Origin of the sequence: Citrobacter sp. Cpo037, assembly GCF_030332945.1 — a bacterium.
GTDB classification, from domain to species: Bacteria; Pseudomonadota; Gammaproteobacteria; order Enterobacterales; family Enterobacteriaceae; genus Citrobacter; species Citrobacter portucalensis.
This window is the reverse complement of record NZ_JAOWGW010000072.1, coordinates 66,471-86,155: the sequence shown is the minus strand read 5'-3', so window position 1 is coordinate 86,155 and position 19,685 is coordinate 66,471. Positions and strand designations below refer to the sequence as shown.

The 19,685-nt window shown below is 48.2% G+C and carries 19 protein-coding genes, 2 pseudogenes and 1 other annotated feature; of the genes and pseudogenes, 11 read left to right on the top strand and 10 right to left on the bottom strand.

All coding sequences use genetic code 11. The features are described 5' to 3' along the window. The first annotated feature begins 239 nt into the window (after positions 1 to 239). From OGX94_RS18115 to ugd, 6 genes are all read left to right on the top strand, one after another. Entirely contained in the window at positions 240 to 1,187 is a 948-nt protein-coding gene (locus tag OGX94_RS18115) for a glycosyltransferase (RefSeq protein ID WP_257661846.1), read from the top strand. Continuing rightward, positions 1,184 to 1,969, top strand: coding sequence for a glycosyltransferase family A protein (locus tag OGX94_RS18110; protein WP_257661847.1), 786 nt, complete (start codon positions 1,184 to 1,186; stop codon positions 1,967 to 1,969). Before OGX94_RS18115 ends, OGX94_RS18110 begins: the two co-directional genes overlap by 4 nt. Then, entirely contained in the window at positions 1,966 to 3,054 is a 1,089-nt protein-coding gene (locus OGX94_RS18105) for a glycosyltransferase (protein ID WP_257661848.1), read from the top strand. The genes OGX94_RS18110 and OGX94_RS18105 overlap by 4 nt, the downstream gene beginning before the upstream one ends. 62 nt (positions 3,055 to 3,116) lie before the next feature. Continuing rightward, the gene (locus OGX94_RS18100; protein ID WP_257661849.1) at positions 3,117 to 4,217 is read left to right on the top strand and encodes a glycosyltransferase family 4 protein; all 1,101 of its coding nucleotides are present in this window, start codon (positions 3,117 to 3,119) and stop codon (positions 4,215 to 4,217) included. Between the two features lie 98 nt (positions 4,218 to 4,315). Beyond that, positions 4,316 to 5,722, top strand: a complete 1,407-nt coding sequence (gene gnd, locus OGX94_RS18095; protein ID WP_125112543.1) for an NADP-dependent phosphogluconate dehydrogenase — start codon at positions 4,316 to 4,318, stop codon at positions 5,720 to 5,722. Between the two features lie 234 nt (positions 5,723 to 5,956). After that, entirely contained in the window at positions 5,957 to 7,123 is a 1,167-nt protein-coding gene (ugd, locus tag OGX94_RS18090) for a UDP-glucose 6-dehydrogenase (protein ID WP_197385730.1), read from the top strand. Positions 7,124 to 7,183: 60 nt separating this feature from the next. Here the strand turns inward: ugd and OGX94_RS18085 are convergent. After that, positions 7,184 to 7,432, bottom strand: a pseudogene (locus OGX94_RS18085) (protein CapI); the annotation flags it as partial. Positions 7,433 to 7,636: 204 nt separating this feature from the next. On the opposite strand from OGX94_RS18085, the gene wzzB reads away from it, so the two are divergent. After that, the gene (gene wzzB / locus OGX94_RS18080; RefSeq protein WP_063940466.1) at positions 7,637 to 8,620 is read left to right on the top strand and encodes an LPS O-antigen chain length determinant protein WzzB; all 984 of its coding nucleotides are present in this window, start codon (positions 7,637 to 7,639) and stop codon (positions 8,618 to 8,620) included. Positions 8,621 to 8,675: 55 nt separating this feature from the next. On the opposite strand, the gene hisIE is transcribed toward wzzB, so the two are convergent. From hisIE to hisL, 9 genes are all read right to left on the bottom strand, one after another. Continuing rightward, positions 8,676 to 9,287 (bottom strand): bifunctional phosphoribosyl-AMP cyclohydrolase/phosphoribosyl-ATP diphosphatase HisIE, encoded by a 612-nt coding sequence (hisIE, locus tag OGX94_RS18075; protein WP_000956425.1) that lies wholly within the window; start codon positions 9,285 to 9,287, stop codon positions 8,676 to 8,678. After that, a complete protein-coding gene (hisF, locus tag OGX94_RS18070) occupies positions 9,281 to 10,057 on the bottom strand; it encodes an imidazole glycerol phosphate synthase subunit HisF (RefSeq protein ID WP_003834199.1) in 777 nt (258 codons plus the stop codon). Before hisF ends, hisIE begins: the two co-directional genes overlap by 7 nt. Continuing rightward, complete coding sequence (hisA, locus tag OGX94_RS18065; RefSeq protein WP_257661851.1) at positions 10,039 to 10,776, bottom strand: 1-(5-phosphoribosyl)-5-[(5-phosphoribosylamino)methylideneamino]imidazole-4-carboxamide isomerase; 738 nt, start codon at positions 10,774 to 10,776, stop codon at positions 10,039 to 10,041. The genes hisF and hisA overlap by 19 nt, the downstream gene beginning before the upstream one ends. Beyond that, positions 10,776 to 11,366: an imidazole glycerol phosphate synthase subunit HisH gene (gene hisH / locus OGX94_RS18060; RefSeq protein ID WP_257661852.1), complete on the bottom strand. Its 591-nt coding sequence runs from the start codon at positions 11,364 to 11,366 to the stop codon at positions 10,776 to 10,778. Before hisH ends, hisA begins: the two co-directional genes overlap by 1 nt. Continuing rightward, complete coding sequence (gene hisB, locus OGX94_RS18055; RefSeq protein WP_032943910.1) at positions 11,366 to 12,433, bottom strand: bifunctional histidinol-phosphatase/imidazoleglycerol-phosphate dehydratase HisB; 1,068 nt, start codon at positions 12,431 to 12,433, stop codon at positions 11,366 to 11,368. The genes hisH and hisB overlap by 1 nt, the downstream gene beginning before the upstream one ends. Then, entirely contained in the window at positions 12,430 to 13,509 is a 1,080-nt protein-coding gene (hisC, locus tag OGX94_RS18050; RefSeq protein ID WP_063940464.1) for a histidinol-phosphate transaminase, read from the bottom strand. The genes hisB and hisC overlap by 4 nt, the downstream gene beginning before the upstream one ends. Further along, positions 13,506 to 14,810: a histidinol dehydrogenase gene (gene hisD, locus OGX94_RS18045; protein WP_063940463.1), complete on the bottom strand. Its 1,305-nt coding sequence runs from the start codon at positions 14,808 to 14,810 to the stop codon at positions 13,506 to 13,508. The genes hisC and hisD overlap by 4 nt, the downstream gene beginning before the upstream one ends. Before the next feature lie 127 nt (positions 14,811 to 14,937). Further along, the gene (gene hisG, locus OGX94_RS18040; RefSeq protein WP_003834191.1) at positions 14,938 to 15,837 is read right to left on the bottom strand and encodes an ATP phosphoribosyltransferase; all 900 of its coding nucleotides are present in this window, start codon (positions 15,835 to 15,837) and stop codon (positions 14,938 to 14,940) included. Between the two features lie 44 nt (positions 15,838 to 15,881). Then, positions 15,882 to 16,004, bottom strand: a sequence feature (His leader region). Then, positions 15,980 to 16,027 (bottom strand): his operon leader peptide, encoded by a 48-nt coding sequence (gene hisL / locus OGX94_RS18035; protein WP_100250077.1) that lies wholly within the window; start codon positions 16,025 to 16,027, stop codon positions 15,980 to 15,982. It overlaps the preceding feature by 25 nt. Positions 16,028 to 16,201: 174 nt before the next feature. Between hisL and OGX94_RS18030 the strand changes: the two genes are divergently transcribed. From OGX94_RS18030 to plaP, 4 genes and pseudogenes are all read left to right on the top strand, one after another. Further along, positions 16,202 to 17,026: an SDR family oxidoreductase gene (locus OGX94_RS18030; RefSeq protein ID WP_069219577.1), complete on the top strand. Its 825-nt coding sequence runs from the start codon at positions 16,202 to 16,204 to the stop codon at positions 17,024 to 17,026. Between the two features lie 41 nt (positions 17,027 to 17,067). Further along, positions 17,068 to 18,052: pseudogene (locus OGX94_RS18025) on the top strand (LysR family transcriptional regulator). Between the two features lie 162 nt (positions 18,053 to 18,214). Continuing rightward, the gene (yoeI, locus tag OGX94_RS24835; RefSeq protein ID WP_099045591.1) at positions 18,215 to 18,277 is read left to right on the top strand and encodes a membrane protein YoeI; all 63 of its coding nucleotides are present in this window, start codon (positions 18,215 to 18,217) and stop codon (positions 18,275 to 18,277) included. Then, positions 18,267 to 19,628, top strand: a complete 1,362-nt coding sequence (gene plaP, locus OGX94_RS18020) for a putrescine/proton symporter PlaP (protein ID WP_003834188.1) — start codon at positions 18,267 to 18,269, stop codon at positions 19,626 to 19,628. Before yoeI ends, plaP begins: the two co-directional genes overlap by 11 nt. Positions 19,629 to 19,685: the final 57 nt, after the last annotated feature.

Sequence of the window (19,685 nt, the reverse complement as noted above, 5' to 3'; positions counted from 1 at the left end):
TAACGTTATACAATGCTATATAACTGTTTACCAAGACTTTTCTTTATATAGTGTAGATTTAGGTGCTATGTTATACGGAGTTTTTTTGCATTTATTTGTGCTTTGGCAAAGTAAAGTTAACTCGTTTTTATATTGTACTTGCTGTAAGTATCCTCTTTTTTTGCAAATAATCCAATAGCTAGTCTTTCTGATAATATCAAACTATTTTTTATGTTTTTATTATGGTGATTCACGGTAATATGCAAAATAAAACAGTAACTATATTGATGGCGACATATAACGGAGGCGAGCATCTAAGAAATCAATTGCTCTCTCTTCAACAACAAAAATTTAAGTCATGGAAATTATTCATTCAGGATGATGGTTCCAATGATAACACTATTGATATTATTACAGAATTTGAGTGTTTGGATGCCAGGATTCATTTTGTCAATAACAATATATCTCGTCAGGGGCCGGGGAAAAATTTTATTTCATTAGCTAAGTATTCTGATTCTGAATATACCATTTTTTGCGATCAAGATGATATTTGGTTTGAAAATAAAATTAGTGATATGGTTGAATATGCCGAAAGTGTGAATTTGGCAGATAACAATAATCCCTCTATTGTGTATGCTGACGGGTATGCTTTTTCTGATGAAACCGGGGACATTGACTTTAGTGGCATATCTCATAACCATGCAAATGATCTAAGTGGATTCCTTTTTTTTAATGGCGGGTATCAAGGGTGTTCTATTATGTTTAACCAAGCAATGGTTAAATTTTTATCAGAATATAAGGGTGCGATCTACCTTCATGATGATATTGCCAGTTTGGCTGCTCATGCGCTTGGTGAAGTCTATTTTTTACCCAAAAAGCTTATGCTTTACCGCCAGCACGCGAAGGCTGTGACTGGGATGAAAAGTTTTAATGGAAAACTAATTGAAAAATTAATTGGGAAAATTAATTCTGAAGTAAACTATCTGCTTTCTAAAAAACATTTTATTGTTAAAGAGTCTTTTTTTGAAACTTATGGGAATAGGTTAGACGCAAAAAGAGCAAAAACATTTCGCTGTTTTATTAAATTTGGTCATGCCAATAATAAGTCAACACAGTTGAAATATTTAATTCGAGGGAGGTTTTCATTGAATAATAGCTTTTTAATGCTTTTGATAAAGTTTTTTTTGCGAAGGAAGTTTGACGCATGATTTCAATTATGACACCGACCTACAACCGACAACATACCTTAAAAAGATTATATGATTCTTTATGTTCGCAAGATTGCTTGAATTTTGAATGGGTAATTGTGGATGATGGAAGTGTTGACGAGTCTAGAATTTTAATTGATACATTTATTTCCGAGAACAAGATACGAATTAATTATTTGTATCAACAAAACAAAGGTAAGCCTGGTGCTATTAATACGGGGTTGCCACTGTGCCAATTTGATTATATATTTATTGTGGATAGTGATGACGCATTAACTAATGATGCGGTAAGTTCATTAATAGCTGAGATAGTAGAAGCAGAAAAGACACAAATCTCTTTCTCTGGTGTCGGGTTTAGAAGAGCAACATTTGAAGGTTCTATTTGGGGTGTTCCTCCTAACTTTAAAGAACCAATAATTTATTTGAGTGCAACTGAAGCAAGTGGTGTTTTTCAAGCTGATTTAGCCTACTGTTTCAAAAAATGGAGTATGTTACAACATCCATTTCCTTTCTATAAAAATGAGAGGTTTATTCCTGAGTTATATATTTGGAATAAGATAACGGATGAAGGTAAGATTAGATTCAACGCGAACAAGGTCATTTATTTAGCCGAGTTTCTTGATGATGGTCTTACTAAAAACTTCAAGAAACAATTGAAAAAATATCCATATAGCTTTCGTGTTTTTTATGCAGATCAATTTTTTCGCGAAACAAAAATTATAAAAAAAATAAAGATGATGATTCGTTTTTTTCAGTGCTTCATATATGAGAAGATGAAATGAAAATAGTTATGATCATTACTGGGCTAGGAATGGGCGGCGCTGAGATGCAAGTATGTAGCCTTGCTAATGCTTTGGCTGATTTGAATCATGACATTACCATCATTTCACTTGTTAATATTCAAGAGGTTTTTCCTAATGAAAAGGTAAAGGTTATTACTCTTAGTATGGATAAAACAATTCTTGGATTTATCAAAGCATATATTAAGACTCGGAAACTCATAAAAAAAATAAAGCCTGATGTTGTTCATAGCCATATGGTTCATGCTAATATCTTTGCAAGATTATTACGTTTAACATTGTCTATTCCGCGCTTAGTTTGTACTGCACACAATACTAACGAGGGTGGAAAAGTTCGCATGTTAGCTTATCGACTCACCGATCGCCTTGCTGATATTTCAACCAACGTAAGCCAGGAAGCCGTTGAAGCTTTCATACAATCCAAAGCCGCAAAGCGGGAAAGCATGATTTTAGTCTATAATGGTATCGATACTAATCGGTTTACCTTTTCTTCTGATTCACGTATGCGGCTACGTAATCAACTACGGATATCTGAGGACACGCAGTTGTTAATAGCAATTGGCAGATTAACAACTGCAAAAAATTATCCTAATCTACTCCATGCTTTCGCCAAAATAGATCCTGCTTATAAAACAAAATTGGCGATAATTGGAGCGGGGCCGCTTAAAAATGAATTGATATCGCTTTCTCAGCAGTTAGGAATATCAGATCGAGTTCATTGGTTGGGAATACAAAAAAATGTAGAAGGATGGTTATCCGCTAGCGATATTTTTGTTCTTTCTTCAGCGTGGGAGGGATTCGGTTTAGTTGTCGCTGAAGCTATGGCCTGTGGCAGGGTAGTCATTGCAACCGATGCCGGAGGTGTTAGTGAAGTCATGGGGTCTACACAATTCCTTGTACCTATTAATAATCCATCTCGATTGCTGGATGAGATTAATACTGCGTTAGGCTTGTCTCATGAAGAACGAAACAATATAGGCGTAAATAATCGTAAACGAATATTGAGACTTTTCTCTCTCCAAAACATTACACAGCATTGGATATCAATATACAAAGATGAGTTCTAATGTAGAATCTATGGTTTAATTACCAGTTCATATACTATCAAATGTCGAGCGTATTGTTATTTATGCAACAACGAATTAAAATATTGCATGTACAATTACTTCCCTTGTTAAGTGGTGTACAGCGAGTCAGCCTTAATGAAATAATGCACCTGAAGAGGGATTTTGATTACTCGCTTGTGTGCGCAAACGAAGGCCCATTGACAGATGCGTTAAACGAAATTAATGTTCCTTGCTATACTATTCCAGAATTTTGTCGTGAGATTTCTATTGTCAGGGATCTGAAGGCGCTGTTAGCATTATTTAAATTGATACGCAAAGAGAATTTTGATGTAATTCATACTCACTCATCAAAAACTGGTGTGCTTGGACGTATTGCAGCTAAATTTGCGGGTGTTCGGAAAGTTATCCATACAGTGCATGGATATGCTTTTCCTGCTGCAACGTCTAAAAAAACATATTTTCTATATCTTTTTTTAGAGTGGTTTGCGAAGTTTTTTACTGATGAACTGATCGTCCTTAATGAAGGCGATAAAAATATTGCTATCAACAGGTTGGGATATTCAGCGGAAAAAGTACATATAATACCTAATGGAGTTGACACTGATAAGTTTGTTCCAAATATGACTGCTAAGTCGTCAAAAAAGATCAAACTCATTATGGTTGGCAGACTGTGGCCGCAGAAGGATCCTAAAACACTCTTTCGTGCGATAAAAAAGTTACTTGATGAAAATGTTTGTGTCAGCGTCACCTACGTTGGTGATGGTGAACTTATGCATGAACTGAAAAATCTTGCTAGTAATTATTCCGAGAATATAAACTTCCTTGGCTGGAAGGATAATATCGCTGAACTGTTACCACAGCATAATATATTTGTTTTACCTTCACTTTGGGAGGGGATGCCGCTAGCCATACTCGAAGCCATGAGTTGTGGGCTACCATGTTTGGTAACAAATATACCAGGAAATAATGACCTTGTTAAAAATGGATATAACGGATTTTTATTTGAGGTTGCTGATGATGAGAAATTGGCTTTTTTAATAAAACAGTATTATCAATATCCTGATATGTTGTCGCAGCATGCAGAAAATGCCAGAATCTACGTACAGAACCACTTTACTCTCAATGCGCGTAACGATTCTGTAAGTAAGGTCTATAAAAGTTAATTTTCTTATTGTATTTTTTTTAAAATCCAATGTATTTACCGATGTTTCTTACAATGTGTTATCTGACCATTAGTTATCGAAAATGACAGGAGTATGTAATGTCCAAGCAACAGATCGGCGTCGTCGGTATGGCAGTGATGGGGCGCAACCTGGCGCTCAACATCGAAAGCCGCGGTTATACCGTCTCCATCTTCAACCGCTCCCGCGAGAAAACTGAAGAAGTTGTTGCCGAGAACCCGGGTAAGAAACTGGTTCCTTATTACACGGTGAAAGAGTTCGTCGAGTCTCTTGAAACCCCACGTCGTATCCTGTTAATGGTAAAAGCAGGGGCGGGAACTGATGCTGCTATCGATTCCCTGAAGCCGTACCTTGATAAAGGCGACATCATCATTGATGGTGGTAACACCTTCTTCCAGGACACTATCCGTCGTAACCGTGAACTGTCCGCGGAAGGTTTTAACTTCATCGGTACCGGAGTATCCGGCGGTGAAGAGGGCGCTCTGAAAGGACCATCTATCATGCCTGGTGGCCAGAAAGAAGCGTATGAGCTGGTTGCGCCTATCCTGACCAAGATTGCCGCTGTTGCCGAAGATGGTGAACCGTGCGTAACCTACATCGGTGCTGATGGTGCAGGTCACTATGTGAAGATGGTGCATAACGGTATTGAATACGGCGACATGCAGCTGATTGCTGAAGCTTATTCCCTGCTGAAAGGCGGCCTGAACCTGTCTAACGAAGAGCTGGCTACCACCTTCACCGAGTGGAATGAAGGCGAGCTGAGCAGTTACCTGATCGACATCACTAAAGACATCTTCACCAAAAAAGATGAAGACGGTAAATACTTGGTTGATGTGATCCTTGACGAAGCGGCGAACAAAGGCACCGGTAAATGGACCAGCCAGAGCTCTCTGGATCTGGGCGAACCGCTGTCGCTGATCACTGAGTCTGTATTCGCGCGCTACATCTCTTCTTTGAAAGACCAGCGCGTTGCGGCATCTAAAGTGCTGTCCGGCCCGCAGGCTAAACTGGCTGGCGATAAAGCCGAGTTCATTGAGAAAGTCCGTCGCGCGCTGTACCTGGGCAAGATCGTCTCCTACGCACAGGGCTTCTCTCAGCTGCGTGCGGCGTCTGACGAGTACAACTGGGATCTGAACTACGGCGAAATCGCGAAGATTTTCCGCGCGGGCTGCATCATTCGTGCGCAGTTCCTGCAGAAAATTACTGACGCGTATGCTGAAAACAAAGGCATCGCGAACCTGCTGCTGGCTCCGTACTTTAAAAATATCGCTGATGAATATCAGCAAGCGCTGCGTGATGTAGTGGCTTATGCTGTGCAGAACGGTATTCCGGTACCGACCTTCTCAGCAGCGGTAGCCTACTACGACAGCTACCGTTCTGCGGTACTGCCGGCTAACCTGATCCAGGCCCAGCGTGACTACTTTGGTGCACATACGTATAAACGCACAGATAAAGAAGGTGTATTCCACACCGAATGGATGGAGTAAGTCTTCTGACGTACACTAGCCCGGTTTTTTGACCGGGCTTTTTTTATCTCAAATTCTATTGATTTAAGTTGATTGCTTAATCTTTTCTTAATATTCCTGGCGTAATCTGATAAAGAAAATCTTAATTGTTTTAAGCTTCGTTGACATGATATTCAAAAAAAAGTTAAAACATTATCCTCTTATCAAGATGTACGGCATCATGATTAAATATTAAGATAATACTGAGAGCATGAAATGAAAATCACCATTTCTGGTACTGGGTATGTTGGTCTGTCAAATAGTCTTCTTATCGCCCAACATCATAAGGTCATTGCTCTGGACATTGTTCCCTCACGTGTCGAGATGCTAAATAATAGGATGTCTCCGATAGTTGATCAAGAAATTGAACAGTATCTGCAATCAAAAGATATAAAATTCGAAGCTACACTAGATAAATACTACGCTTATCAGAGTGCAGAGTTTGTTATTATTGCAACCCCAACAGACTACGATCCTAAAACTAATTACTTTGATACTAGCAGTGTCGAGTCAGTCATAAGGGATGTTATTGAAATAAATCCAGATGCCATAATGATAATAAAATCGACAGTTCCTGTCGGTTTTACTCAATCAATGCGTCAAAAATATAGAACAGATAATATCATCTTCTCCCCTGAATTCCTGCGTGAGGGTAAAGCTCTATACGACAACCTGCACCCGTCCCGTATTGTTATTGGTGAACGTTCTGAACGTGCCGAGCGCTTTGCCGGGTTGCTGCTGGAAGGGGCGGTGAAGAAAGATATCCCGACCTTATTTACTGACTCGACTGAAGCCGAAGCCATCAAGTTGTTTGCTAACACCTATCTGGCGTTACGTGTGGCCTACTTTAACGAGCTGGATAGCTATGCCGAAAGCCTTGGTCTGAACTCACGGCAGATTATTGAAGGAGTGTGCCTGGATCCGCGTATCGGTAATCACTACAACAATCCGTCATTCGGCTATGGCGGCTACTGTCTACCGAAAGATACTAAGCAGCTGTTGGCGAATTATGCATCTGTGCCGAATAACATTATTGGCGCAATCGTTGATGCTAACCGTACGCGTAAGGACTTTATTGCAGACTCTATTCTTGCCCGTCAACCTAAAGTAGTTGGCGTATACCGTTTAATTATGAAAAGCGGTTCCGATAATTTCCGTGCATCATCCATTCAGGGCATCATGAAGCGCATTAAGGCAAAGGGCGTGCCCGTGATTATTTACGAACCCGTCGTAGAAGAGGACGAATTTTTCCACTCTCGGGTAGTGCGTGATCTTAATACGTTCAAAAACGAAGCAGACATTATTATTTCTAACCGCATGGTGTCAGAATTAGCTGATGTTGCAGAAAAAGTATATACCCGCGATTTGTTTGGTAGTGATTAATCTCGTCTCCATAAAAAAGGCCTTAATATAAGGCCTTTTTTATTTTAATCAGGCCAGTAATCAAACTTTGTAGAAATCACGGTACCAGTCAACAAAGTTCTTCACCCTATCTTTTATCGTGGTTTCAGGTTTAAAACCAATTACCTCATACAGTGCTTTAGTGTCCGCGCTGGTTTCCAGCACATCACCTGGCAGTAGCGGTAGCATATTTTTCTTCGCTTCAATACTCAGTGCATCTTCCAAAGCCTGGATATAGTCCATTAGCTCAACCGGTTAACTATTGCCGATATTGTCGACGTGATAGGGCGCATGCTGGCCGCGGGCTTGCGCGTCTCTACGTCCATTGCGTGTCTGCATCAGTCCACTTTATAAACGTATCGTATTCCAGTAGTGTTTGAAAAACCAATCAAAATCCCTGAAACAATTTGATTTTTTTATCATTAATCCTATGGCATTGCCTCAATTTATAGCTAAACTAATCCCAGTTTAAGTCTTTCCTTATCTAGGGTTTCTATGTCTGTAAGTGATAACAACATGTCCGGGCGCAGTCACGATCCGGAACAGATTGATCTGATTGATTTACTGGTACAGTTATGGCGTGGGAAAGTAACAATCGTTATCGCGATTGTTATTGCCATAGTGCTTGCTGTGGGCTATCTGGCAGTTGCTAAGGAGAAATGGACCTCAACAGCCATTATTACTCAACCGGATGTTGGTCAGATCGCCACATATAACAACGCCCTCAATGTGTTGTATGGTGTCAGCGCCCCCAAGGCTACTGAACTGCAGACAAACGTGGTTGGTCGTTTCAGTACTTCTCTCTCTGCATTGGCTGAAACGCTTGATAATCAGGAAGAACCACAGAAACTGTCAATTGAACAATCTGTTAAAGGCCAACCGCTGCCGTTGGCGGTTTCTTATGTGGGTAGCTCACCAGAAGACGCTCAGCGTCAGCTCGCCGAATACATTCAACAAACAGATGAAAAGGTTGCTAAAGAGCTGGAGCTTGACCTGGTTGATAATATCAAGTTGCAAACAACCACGTTGCAAGACTCTCTGAAAACTCAGGAAGTGGTCGCTCAGGAGCAAAAAGATCTGCGAATTAAGCAAATTCAGGAAGCGCTGCGTTATGCAGAGCAGGCCGGGGTGATTAAGCCGCAAATTCAGCAGACGCAGGATGTGACGCAGGACAGTATGTTCCTGTTGGGTAGTGATGCCCTGAAGTCCATGATTGAGCACGAATCTACACGCCCTTTGATATTGTCTGATAACTACTTCCAGACCAAGCAAAAGCTGTTGGATATCGAAAGCCTTAAGCTTGAAGGGGCTGAGTTACACGCCTACCGCTATGTGATGAAACCAACGTTACCGATTCGTCGTGACAGCCCGAAAAAAGCGATTACCCTCGTGCTGGCGGTTCTGCTCGGTGGGATGATTGGTGCAGGCGTGGTGCTGGGGCGAAATGCTCTGCGTGGTTACAAAGCCAAAGCTGAGTAAGTCTAAAGCTGACAACAAAAAACCGGGCAGTGCCCGGTTTTTTCATATCTGCAACTTACTGATGACGCTTACGTAAATTCTCAATCACTGTCGTCAGGTCGAGATCCTGGTCTTGCAGCAGCACCAGCAGGTGATACATGAGATCAGAAGCTTCATTTGTCAGCTCAAAACGGTCGTTCACCGTCGCGGCCAGCGCGGTTTCTACGCCTTCTTCACCCACTTTCTGTGCGATGCGTTTGGTGCCGCTGGCATACAGTTTCGCGGTGTAGGAGCTGGCTGGGTCAGCGGTTTTACGTTCGGCCAGCAGTTGCTCCAGCTGATACAGGAACAGCCACTGGTGGCTGGCGTCACCAAAGCAGCTTGAAGTGCCTTTATGGCAGGTCGGGCCAATCGGGTTAACCAGCACCAGCAGGGTGTCGTTGTCGCAGTCAGGCGCAATGCTCACCACATTCAGGAAGTGACCGGAGGTCTCTCCTTTGGTCCACAGGCGCTGCTTGGTCCGCGAGAAAAAGGTTACTTTGCCGCTTTCGAGCGTTTTATCCAGCGCCTCCGGGTTCATATAACCCAGCATCAATACTTCACCGGAAACCGCATGCTGCACGATGACTGGCATCAGTCCGTCGGTTTTTTCCCAGTCCAGCTCGCGGCATTGTTGCTTCGTTAACATATCCTGATCTCCACGCCCTGTGTTGCCAGGTACGCTTTTAATTCGCCAATATTGATAATTTGTTTGTGGAAGACGGAGGCGGCAAGCGCGCCGTCAACGTCGGCATCCCGGAAGGCTTCGAGAAAGTGTTCCATGGTGCCCGCGCCACCGGAGGCAATCAGCGGGACGTGGCAAACGTCACGTACTTTTTTCAGTTGTTCCAGGTCATAACCGTTACGTACGCCGTCCTGGTTCATCATGTTCAGGACGATTTCGCCCGCGCCGCGTTTTTGGACCTCCTGCACCCAGTCCAGTGTTTCCCACTGCGTGACGCGGGTACGGCTTTCATCTCCGGTATACTGATTTACATGATATTTACCGGTGTCGGCGTCATACCAAGTATCAATGCCCACCACGATGCACTGCACGCCGAAGCGGTCCGCCAGACGGGTGATAAGCTCCGGTTCGGCCAGCGCCGGGGAGTTGATGGAGATTTTGTCCGCCCCGAAGGAGAGAATGCGCGCCGCATCGTCGATGGATTTAATGCCGCCAGCTACGCAGAACGGAATATCGATCACTTCCGCCACGCGTGATACCCAGCTTTTATCCACTACGCGGCCATCGCTGGAAGCGGTGATATCATAGAACACCAGTTCATCTGCGCCTTCATCGGCATAGCGTTTTGCCAGCGGGACGATGTCACCAATAATCTCGTGATTGCGGAACTGGATGCCTTTTACCACCTGCCCGTCACGGACGTCCAGACAAGGAATTATGCGTTTTGCCAGCATTGAATGGCCTCCTCAACGGTGAACTTTCCTTCCAGCAGGGCGCGTCCGACGATCACGCCGCGAACTCCGGTCCCGCGCAGGGCCGCTACGTCCTCGATTCCGCCAATGCCGCCAGATGACTGAAATGCCACCTGCGGGTATTTGGCGCACACTTCTTCATACAGCGCGACGTTTGAGCCGGCCAGCGTGCCGTCGCGGGAGATATCGGTGCACAGCACGTGCTTCAGGCCGACGGATAAATAGGTCTCAACCAGTTCTTCCAGTGAAACCCCGGAATCTTCCTGCCAGCCACTGACCGCAACCTGTTTATTACCGTGCTCGTCAATACGAACGTCCAGCGCCAGTACCAGCGCGTCGGAACCAAAACGGGCAAACCAGCTCTTGACTATCTCGGGGGATTTTACCGCCGTCGAACCCACCACCACGCGCGCCACACCTGCGTCAAGAAGCGCCGCCACGTCTGCTTCTGTACGCACGCCGCCGCCAACCTGAACCGGAACGTTGACGCCAGCGACCAGCGTTTTGATCAGCGGGATCTGGCGCTGTGCCGGGTCTTTCGCGCCGGTTAAATCAACCAGGTGCAGCACTTCAGCACCCTGGGCTGCATAATCCTGCAAACGGGGGAGAGGATCGTTGCCGTAATCACGTTGCTTAGCGTAATCGCCCTGATGAAGACGCACCACCGTGCCGTCGATTAAATCTAATGCCGGAATAATCATTACATCTCCAGAAAGTTTTTCAGCAACTGTGCCCCAGCCGCGCCCGAACGTTCCGGGTGAAACTGTACGCCAAAGAAATTGTCCTTTTGTACTGCCGCGGTAAACGGTTCGCCGTAATTGCACTGGGCGATGGTCCACGGGTTTACCGGCATAGCGTAGCTGTGTACAAAGTAGAAATACGCACCATCTTCAATGCCCTGGAACAGACGGTTCCCCGCCTGCGGATAGACGCGATTCCAGCCCATATGCGGCAGCGGCAGACCGAAATCGGTCATCTTCGGGACGTCCTGCTCAATAATGCCCAGTAGGGAGACACCGTTACTCTCTTCGCTGCGACGGCCCAGCAGTTGCATACCTAAACAGATCCCCAGTACCGGTTGCGTACAGGCTTTAATCAGTTCAATCAGTTCGCGCTCGTGCAACTGGTCCATAGCCGCCTGCGCGGTGCCGACGCCCGGCAGAAACAGTTTATCGGCGCGCAGCACCACGTCCGGGTCACGGCTGACAACCGGGTCGTATCCATGACGTGCGATGGCAGATTTTACCGAGTGCAGGTTGGCGCAGCCGGTGTCCAGAATCACCACGTTCATCACAGCACTCCTTTTGAAGAGGGCAGCGTGTCGCCTTCTACACGAATCGCCTGACGCAGCGTACGGCCAAAGGCTTTAAACAGGCTTTCCACGCGGTGGTGGTCATTTTTGCCTTTGGTTTTCAGGTGCAGGGTGACGCCCATGGTGTAGGAGAGTGAACGGAAGAAGTGTTCGATCATCTCCGTGCTCAGATCGCCAACGCGCTGGTAGGTAAACTCCGCGCGGTACTCCAGGTGTGGGCGGCCGGAGATATCCAGCGCGCAACGTGCCAGGCACTCATCCATCGGCAGTACAAAACCAAAACGGTTGATACCGCGTTTATCGCCTAACGCCAGCTTTAAGGCTTCGCCCAGCGCCAGACCGGTATCTTCAACGGTGTGGTGATCGTCTATATACAGATCGCCCTTGACGGCAATCTCCATGCGAAAACCGCCGTGGGTGGCGATTTGATCCAGCATGTGGTCAAAGAAGCCAACGCCAGTATTGATTTTGCTGCGGCCTTCGCGGTCCAGCCAGACTTTGACGTCAATCTGCGTTTCTTTTGTATTACGCTCAACGTGTGCGTAGCGGTCACGTTTGGTCAACTGCTCGCCGATCATCGCCCAGTTTAGGGTGTCGCGATGGTAACGCAATCCGCTAATGCCCATGTTTTCAGCGAGCTGAATATCGGTCACCCGATCGCCAATGACGTAGCTGTTCGCCATATCCATGGCCTGTTCAACCAGATACTGTTCAACCAGCTTCACTTTTGGCTTACGGCAATCACACTCGTCCGCTGGCAGGTGCGGGCAGATCAATACTTCATCAAACGTCACGCCCTGAGAGGTGAAAATTTGCATCATCAGGTTATGCGGACCGTCAAAATCAGCCTGTGGGAAACTCTGGGTTCCGAGTCCATCCTGGTTGGTAATCATAACCAGCTTAAAACCTGCTTTTTGCAGTTTCAGTAAAACGGGAACAACTTCCGGCTCGAAGGCGAGTTTGTCAAAGCGATCGACCTGAAAGTCACTTGGCGGTTCGGAAATCAGGGTTCCATCACGGTCAATAAAAAGATACTTCTGGCTCATACTTGCTCCGCACGTAAGGCGTCAATGACGCGCTGGCTCTCTTCACGGGTTCCGACAGTAATTCGCAGGCAGCCGCTTAACGAAGGTTGTTTATTCTGATCTCGTAAGATAATGCCCTGATCCCACAAAGATTTAAATACGCTACTTGATGCGGTGAAGCGCGCCAGAACATAGTTGGTTTCAGAATCGAATACCTGCTCTACACAGCGAATTGTTTTCAGGTTATCTACCAGATACTGACGCTCTTCCAGGATCTGCTCTACGCGTTTACGCATGGCGGAAATCCCTTGCGGCGTCAGCGCCTGGGCGGCGATATCTGCCACCGGCGTAGAGAGCGGGTAAGGGGCAATCACTTTTAACAGCAGATTGATAACCTCTTCGTTCGCCAGCGTAAACCCGCAGCGTAAACCGGCGAGCGCAAACGCTTTGGACAACGTGCGTAATATCACCAGATGCGGATACTCAGACAGCCAGCCTGCCAGCGTGGCCTGCGGGCAAAACTCAATATAGGCTTCATCAGCGACCACAATAGATTTACCCTGCGTCATTTCGAGCAGTGAACGCAGATCCTGCGGGTTTATCAGCTGACCGGTTGGGTTGTTCGGGCTGCAAACGTAGACTACCTTCACGCCATCAAGCTTGTCCGCGATGCCTTGCAAATCCAGTTGCCAGTTCTCAAGGGTCGGAACGGTGCGGCACTCAACGCCAATCGTTTCGGCACTGACGCTGTACATGCCGTAAGTCGGCGGGCAGTAGAGAATGGCATCTTTACCGGGTTCACAAAACGCGCGCACCAGCAGTTCGATCCCTTCATCTGCGCCGCGGCTGACCAGCACCTGCTCCGGTTTGACGCCAGCATACTGCGCGTAATTCTCAATCACCGCTTTCGGCTGGCACTCCGGGTAGCGGTTCAGCGTCTGCTGACTGAGCTGGAACTCCACGGCAGTGGGGTATTCATTCGCGTTGAGCCAGACATCGCCGTTACCACCGAGACGACGGGCAGACTGATAGGGCGTTAATTCGCGAACATTCTTACGGGCTAAATCAGTGACGCTGAGAAAGTTGTCAGTGCTCATGCTTGCTCCTTCAGGGCGTTAACGCGCAGGGTGACGGCATTTTTGTGGGCAGTCAGTCGTTCAGCAGCGGCCAGTGTTTCAATGGTTGAGGCCAGGGCAGAGAAACCTTGTGGGGTTAATTCCTGTACGGTCATCCGTTTCTGGAAATCAGCCAGCCCAAGGCTTGAGCAGGTCGCGGTATAGCCGTAGGTCGGAAGAACGTGGTTGGTGCCAGAAGCATAGTCGCCTGCGGATTCTGGCGACCAGTCGCCGAGGAACACCGAACCGGCGCTGGTGATCTCATCAACCAGTTCACGCGCGTTGCGGGTCTGAATAATCAGGTGTTCCGGACCGTAGGCGTTAGATATTTCAACGCACTGCGCCAGATCTTTCGCCACGATTAAGCGGCTGGCGGAGAGTGCCTGACGTGCGGTCTCAGCGCGGGAAAGCTCAGCGAGCTGGCGTTCAACGGCTTTGGCAACGCCTTCGGCAAGCGTAGCGTCTGGCGTCAGTAGAATAACCTGCGAGTCGGGGCCGTGTTCTGCCTGAGAAAGCAGGTCAGAGGCAACAAAGTCCGGCGTCGCGCCGCTATCGGCGATAACCAGCACTTCGGACGGGCCAGCAGGCATGTCGATGGCCGCGCCGTCAAGACGCTGGCTAACCTGGCGTTTGGCTTCGGTCACATATGCATTGCCTGGCCCGAAGATTTTATCGACCTTAGGAATAGATTCGGTGCCCAGCGCCAGCGCGGCAATGGCCTGCGCGCCGCCCACATTAAACACCTCTTTTACGCCACACAGCTGCGCGGCGTAGAGGATTTCATCGGCAATCGGCGGCGGTGAGCACAGCACCACTTTTTTACAGCCAGCGATGCGCGCCGGGGTCGCCAGCATTAATACAGTAGAAAACAGCGGCGCCGAACCTCCAGGAATATACAGGCCCACGGAAGCGATAGGGCGGGTAACCTGCTGGCAACGCACGCCTGGCTGGGTTTCGATATCCACCGGCGGCAGGATCTGCGCGGTGTGGAAAGTATCAATATTTCTCACCGCCGCCTGCATCGCTTGTTTTAGCTCGTTGCTCAGGCGACTGCTGGCTTGCTGGATTTCTTCCTCGGTCACGCGCAGCGCGCCAACCTCGGTTTTATCGAACTTTGCGCTGTATTCACGCAGCGCCCGGTCGCCGTTATTTTTGACGTTCTCAAGGATCTCGGCCACCGTACGGCTGATGCTTTCAGAGGCGGAAATTGCCGGGCGCATCAGCAGTTCGCGCTGCTGCTCAGGGCTACAGCTATTCCAGTCAATCGGGGTATTGAAGCTCATGGTCGTTACTCCATCATCGGGTGTTGCCGGATGGCGGCGCTGCCTTATCCGGCCTACAAGACCCGTAATATCAATAATTGTGACAATTCTTGTAGGCCTGATAAGCGAAGCGCTATCAGGCAACAGATCACTCCATCATCTTCTCTATCGGCAACACCAGAATTGAGCTGGCACCGAGCGCTTTCAGTTTTTCCATTGTTTCCCAGAACAGGGTTTCGCTGCTGACCATGTGCATGGCAACGCGCTGCTGGTCGCCTGCCAGCGGCAGAATGGTAGGGCGCTCTGCGCCGGGCAGCAGGGCGATGACCTCGTCCAGACGCTCGCTCGGCGCGTGCATCATGATGTATTTGGATTCGCGGGCCTGAATAACCCCTTGGATACGGGTCAGCAGTTTGTCGATCAGTTGTTGCTTGGCTTCGGCCATTTCGCCGTCGCGCTGAATCAGACAGGCTTTAGAGCGGTAGATCACTTCTACTTCGCGCAGACCGTTGGCTTCAAGCGTTGCGCCGGTGGACACCAGATCGCAAATCGCATCAGCCAGACCCGCACGGGGAGCGACTTCTACTGAGCCGTTTAACAGACAAGATTTAAACGAAACTCCTTTCTGATCGAGATAACGTTTGAGCAGGTGTGGGTAAGAGGTCGCGATACGTTTACCGTTCAGCGCTGCCGGGCCATCCCAGGCTTCATCAACCGGGGTTGCCAGCGAAAGACGGCAGCCGCCGAAGTCCAGACGGCGCAGGGTAAAATAGCGAGGGTCTTCACCCTGGGCCCGGCGGTTGAGCAGTTCCTCTTCCAGAACGTTTTCCCCGATGATGCCGAGGTCAACGACGCCGTCCATCACCAGACCTGGGATATCGTCATCACGCACGCGCAGAATATCGATCGGCATGTTCTCCGCCATCGCAATCAGGCGCTGGGTGTGAAGATTAATTTTAATGCCGCAACGGGCCAGTAATTCGCGTGAATCATCGCTTAAGCGGCCTGATTTCTGCATAGCTATGCGTAAACGGGTGTTGTCTAACATTCTTTATTCCTCGTTATCCTGTCTGAATCAGTTTGGGTCACGCGCAAAAAAAGCCCCCGGAAGAAATCTTCCGGGGGCTTTCTCATACGCTCATGCACCGCTGGAAGATTTAAATGTCTCCCAGCACACATCGCCTGAAAGACTAGTCAGGATGATGGTGATGATGGTGTTTGAATTGAGCGCGTGTCATAAATTTTCTCGATGAATGTTTATTCATTTGATGTCTTTTAACCTAAACCACTTTAGCTACGGAAAGCAAGGGCTTTTTTTGATCATTAATTCATTTCATATTGATACTATGAATTGTCAGCCACCGTGGGCTGGCGTAGCCTTGCGTTATAGGCCAAAAGTCAGGAGAGAAGGCATGAAAAAGGTCGCAATTGTCGGGTTAGGTTGGTTAGGCATGCCGTTAGCCATGTCGCTGGCGGCGAGAGGCTGGCAGGTTACCGGCAGCAAAACCACATTGGATGGGGTGGAAGCGGCCCGCATGAGCGGTATCGAGAGTTACTCGCTGCGCCTGGAACCTGAACTGGTCTGTGAGGCTGACGATCTCGATGCACTGATGGACGCCGATGCGCTGGTCATTACGCTGCCTGCACGCCGTAGCGGTCCCGGGGAGGCATTTTACCTGCAGGCAATGCAGGAACTGGTGGACAGTGCGCTGGCGTACCGCATCCCTCGAATTATTTTTACCAGTTCGACGTCAGTTTATGGTGACGCTCAAGGCACAGTGAAAGAGGGAACGGCGCGTAATCCGGTCACGGCGAGCGGTCGTGTCCTGAAAGAACTTGAAGACTGGTTGCACAATTTGCCAGGTACGTCGGTGGATATTTTGCGTCTGGCCGGGTTGGTCGGTCCGGGAAGACATCCTGGTCGCTTCTTCGCTGGCAAGACGGCACCTGACGGACATCATGGCGTCAATCTGGTGCATCTGGACGATGTAGTATCTGCCATCACGTTACTGCTGCAAGCGCCTAAAGGGGGACACATCTATAATATATGTGCGCCTATGCATCCGGCGCGTAACGTGTTCTATCCGCAGATGGCCCGCCAGTTGGGGATGGAGCCGCCGGAATTTCGCGGCGGTACGGATAACGGTAAAGGTAAAGTCATTGATGGCAACCGTATTTGTAATGAGCTTGGGTTTGAGTACCAGTATCCCGACCCGCTGGTGATGCCAATGGAGTGACAATCCAGCAGAGTGCCGCTGTATACCGCCAGGGGGCGAGTATGAAACCACTGCTGGACGTTCTTATCATCCTCGATGCATTAGAAAAAGAGGGCAGTTTCGCGGCGGCGTCGGCAAAATTGTTTAAGACGCCGTCTGCACTTAGCTACACGGTCCATAAGCTGGAAAGCGATCTTAATATTCAGCTACTCGATCGCAGCGGACACCGGGCTAAGTTCACCCGCACCGGACAGATGCTGCTGGAAAAGGGGAGGGAGGTGCTGCACACCGTCCGTGAACTCGAAAAACAGGCGATTAAACTTCACGAAGGCTGGGAGAATGAACTGGTTATTGGCGTAGATGATACGTTTCCCTTTTCACTGCTGGCCCCACTCATCGAATCTTTCTATCAACACCACAGCGTGACGCGTCTGAAATTTATCAATGGCGTGCTGGGCGGCTCCTGGGATGCCCTCATTCAGGGCCGGGCGGATATTATCGTTGGCGCCATGCATGAACCCCCTGCAGCGAGCGAATTTGGTTTTGCACGGTTGGGAGTTTTGGAACAGGTGTTTGTGGTTGCGCCGCATCACCCGCTGGCGCAGGAACAGGAACCGTTAAATCGTCGTACCATTCGCCGTTTTCGCGCCATTGTGGTGGGCGACAATGCGCAGCATGCCAACGTCTCAGGTTCCCAGGTGCTTGACGATCAGGAAGCTATTACCGTTTTTGACTTCAAAACCAAGCTGGAATTGCAAATCAGCGGTCTGGGATGTGGTTATATTCCGCGCTACCTGGCGCAGCGATTTCTGGAGAGCGGCGCACTGATTGAGAAAAAAGTGGTCGCACAAATTGTCTTTGAACCCGTGTGGATAGGCTGGAATGAACAGACCGCCGGGTTGGCCAGTGCCTGGTGGCGGGATGAAATTTTAGCAAATAGTGCTATTGCAGGGGTGTATGTGAAAACGGCTGCTGATAAATCAATCAGTTAAGAAAAAATATTCTTTTGTGGCTACTTCAATCTCTTGTTATTTCTCCCCAATTTAGTGCAAAATATGCCGCTTGCAAAAAATGACATTAACCGACGTTTTAATACGCGTCGGTTATTTTTTTGCATCAAACCAATCATTCATAAAAGAGGCCGGGCTTCGTACCGGATAGATACTTACTTAAAAATCGACAGTTGTTGTCGCTGAGGATTAACAAAAAATGGGGCAATTTTTTGCTTACGCGACGGTTTTCGCCGTAATGGGGGATAACCATGTCGCATAACGCTACTCCAAACACCTCTCGCGTGGAATTACGTAAAACGCTTACGCTGGTTCCGGTTGTCATGATGGGCCTTGCCTATATGCAGCCGATGACGCTGTTCGATACATTCGGTATCGTATCAGGAATGACCGATGGTCACGTCCCGACAGCTTACGCCTTTGCACTGATCGCCATCCTCTTTACCGCACTGAGCTACGGTAAACTGGTGCGTCGCTATCCGTCTGCAGGCTCTGCCTACACTTACGCCCAGAAATCCATTAGCCCGACCGTTGGCTTTATGGTGGGTTGGTCATCACTGCTGGACTACCTGTTCGCTCCGATGATTAACATTCTGTTGGCAAAAATTTATTTTGAAGCCCTGGTGCCGTCGATACCGTCATGGATATTCGTGGTGGCGCTGGTGGCCTTTATGACAGCCTTTAACCTGCGCAGCCTTAAATCCGTTGCGAATTTCAACACCGTAATCGTGTTGTTGCAGGTGGTGCTGATTGCAGTGATCCTCGGCATGGTCGTTTATGGCGTGTTCGAAGGGGAAGGTGCCGGTACGCTGGCGAGCAGCCGTCCGTTCTGGTCAGGTGATGCACACGTGATCCCGATGATCACAGGCGCTACCATCCTGTGCTTCTCGTTCACCGGTTTTGACGGTATCAGCAACCTGTCAGAAGAAACCAAAGACGCTGAGCGCGTGATCCCGCGTGCGATTTTCCTGACTGCGCTGATTGGTGGCCTGATCTTTATCGTCTCCACCTATCTGTTGCAGCTGTACTTCCCGGATATCTCGCGCTTCAAGGATCCAGACGCTTCACAGCCAGAAATCATGCTGTACGTCGCTGGTAAGTTCTTCCAGGTTGGCGCGCTGATTTTCTCTACCATTACCGTACTGGCGTCCGGTATGGCGGCGCATGCAGGCGTAGCGCGTCTGATGTACGTGATGGGGCGTGACGGCGTGTTCCCGAAAAGTTTCTTCGGTTATGTACACCCGAAATGGCGTACTCCGTCTATGAACATCATTCTGGTTGGTGCGATTGCTCTGCTGGCAATCAACTTCGACCTGGTGATGGCGACGGCGCTGATTAACTTTGGTGCGCTGGTGGCGTTTACCTTCGTTAACCTGTCGGTGATCTCCCAGTTCTGGATCCGTGAGAAGCGTAACAAGACGCTGAAAGACCACTTCCAGTATCTGTTCCTGCCGATGTGCGGTGCGTTGACCGTTGGTGCGCTGTGGGTTAACCTGGAAGAGAGCTCAATGGTTCTGGGTCTGATTTGGGCCGGTATTGGTCTGATTTACCTGGCTTGTGTGACCAAAAGCTTCCGCAACCCGGTGCCGCAGTACGATGAAGATGTCGCGTAATAACGGCATTTAACTAAAAAAAAACGGAGACATATTCTCCGTTTTTTTATGCGTGGG

Coding starts and splice junctions, on each gene's coding strand:
- wzzB (WP_063940466.1), top strand. CDS start 7,637: ATGTCTGTAAGTGATAACAACATGTCCGGGCGCAGTCACGATCCGGAA.
- hisG (WP_003834191.1), bottom strand. CDS start 15,837: ATGTTAGACAACACCCGTTTACGCATAGCTATGCAGAAATCAGGCCGC.
- OGX94_RS18110 (WP_257661847.1), top strand. CDS start 1,184: ATGATTTCAATTATGACACCGACCTACAACCGACAACATACCTTAAAA.
- hisC (WP_063940464.1), bottom strand. CDS start 13,509: ATGAGCACTGACAACTTTCTCAGCGTCACTGATTTAGCCCGTAAGAAT.
- ugd (WP_197385730.1), top strand. CDS start 5,957: ATGAAAATCACCATTTCTGGTACTGGGTATGTTGGTCTGTCAAATAGT.
- hisH (WP_257661852.1), bottom strand. CDS start 11,366: ATGAACGTGGTGATTCTGGACACCGGCTGCGCCAACCTGCACTCGGTA.
- OGX94_RS18105 (WP_257661848.1), top strand. CDS start 1,966: ATGAAAATAGTTATGATCATTACTGGGCTAGGAATGGGCGGCGCTGAG.
- hisA (WP_257661851.1), bottom strand. CDS start 10,776: ATGATTATTCCGGCATTAGATTTAATCGACGGCACGGTGGTGCGTCTT.
- OGX94_RS18030 (WP_069219577.1), top strand. CDS start 16,202: ATGAAAAAGGTCGCAATTGTCGGGTTAGGTTGGTTAGGCATGCCGTTA.
- hisB (WP_032943910.1), bottom strand. CDS start 12,433: ATGAGCCAGAAGTATCTTTTTATTGACCGTGATGGAACCCTGATTTCC.
- hisIE (WP_000956425.1), bottom strand. CDS start 9,287: ATGTTAACGAAGCAACAATGCCGCGAGCTGGACTGGGAAAAAACCGAC.
- gnd (WP_125112543.1), top strand. CDS start 4,316: ATGTCCAAGCAACAGATCGGCGTCGTCGGTATGGCAGTGATGGGGCGC.
- OGX94_RS18115 (WP_257661846.1), top strand. CDS start 240: ATGCAAAATAAAACAGTAACTATATTGATGGCGACATATAACGGAGGC.
- OGX94_RS18100 (WP_257661849.1), top strand. CDS start 3,117: ATGCAACAACGAATTAAAATATTGCATGTACAATTACTTCCCTTGTTA.
- hisD (WP_063940463.1), bottom strand. CDS start 14,810: ATGAGCTTCAATACCCCGATTGACTGGAATAGCTGTAGCCCTGAGCAG.
- hisF (WP_003834199.1), bottom strand. CDS start 10,057: ATGCTGGCAAAACGCATAATTCCTTGTCTGGACGTCCGTGACGGGCAG.
- plaP (WP_003834188.1), top strand. CDS start 18,267: ATGTCGCATAACGCTACTCCAAACACCTCTCGCGTGGAATTACGTAAA.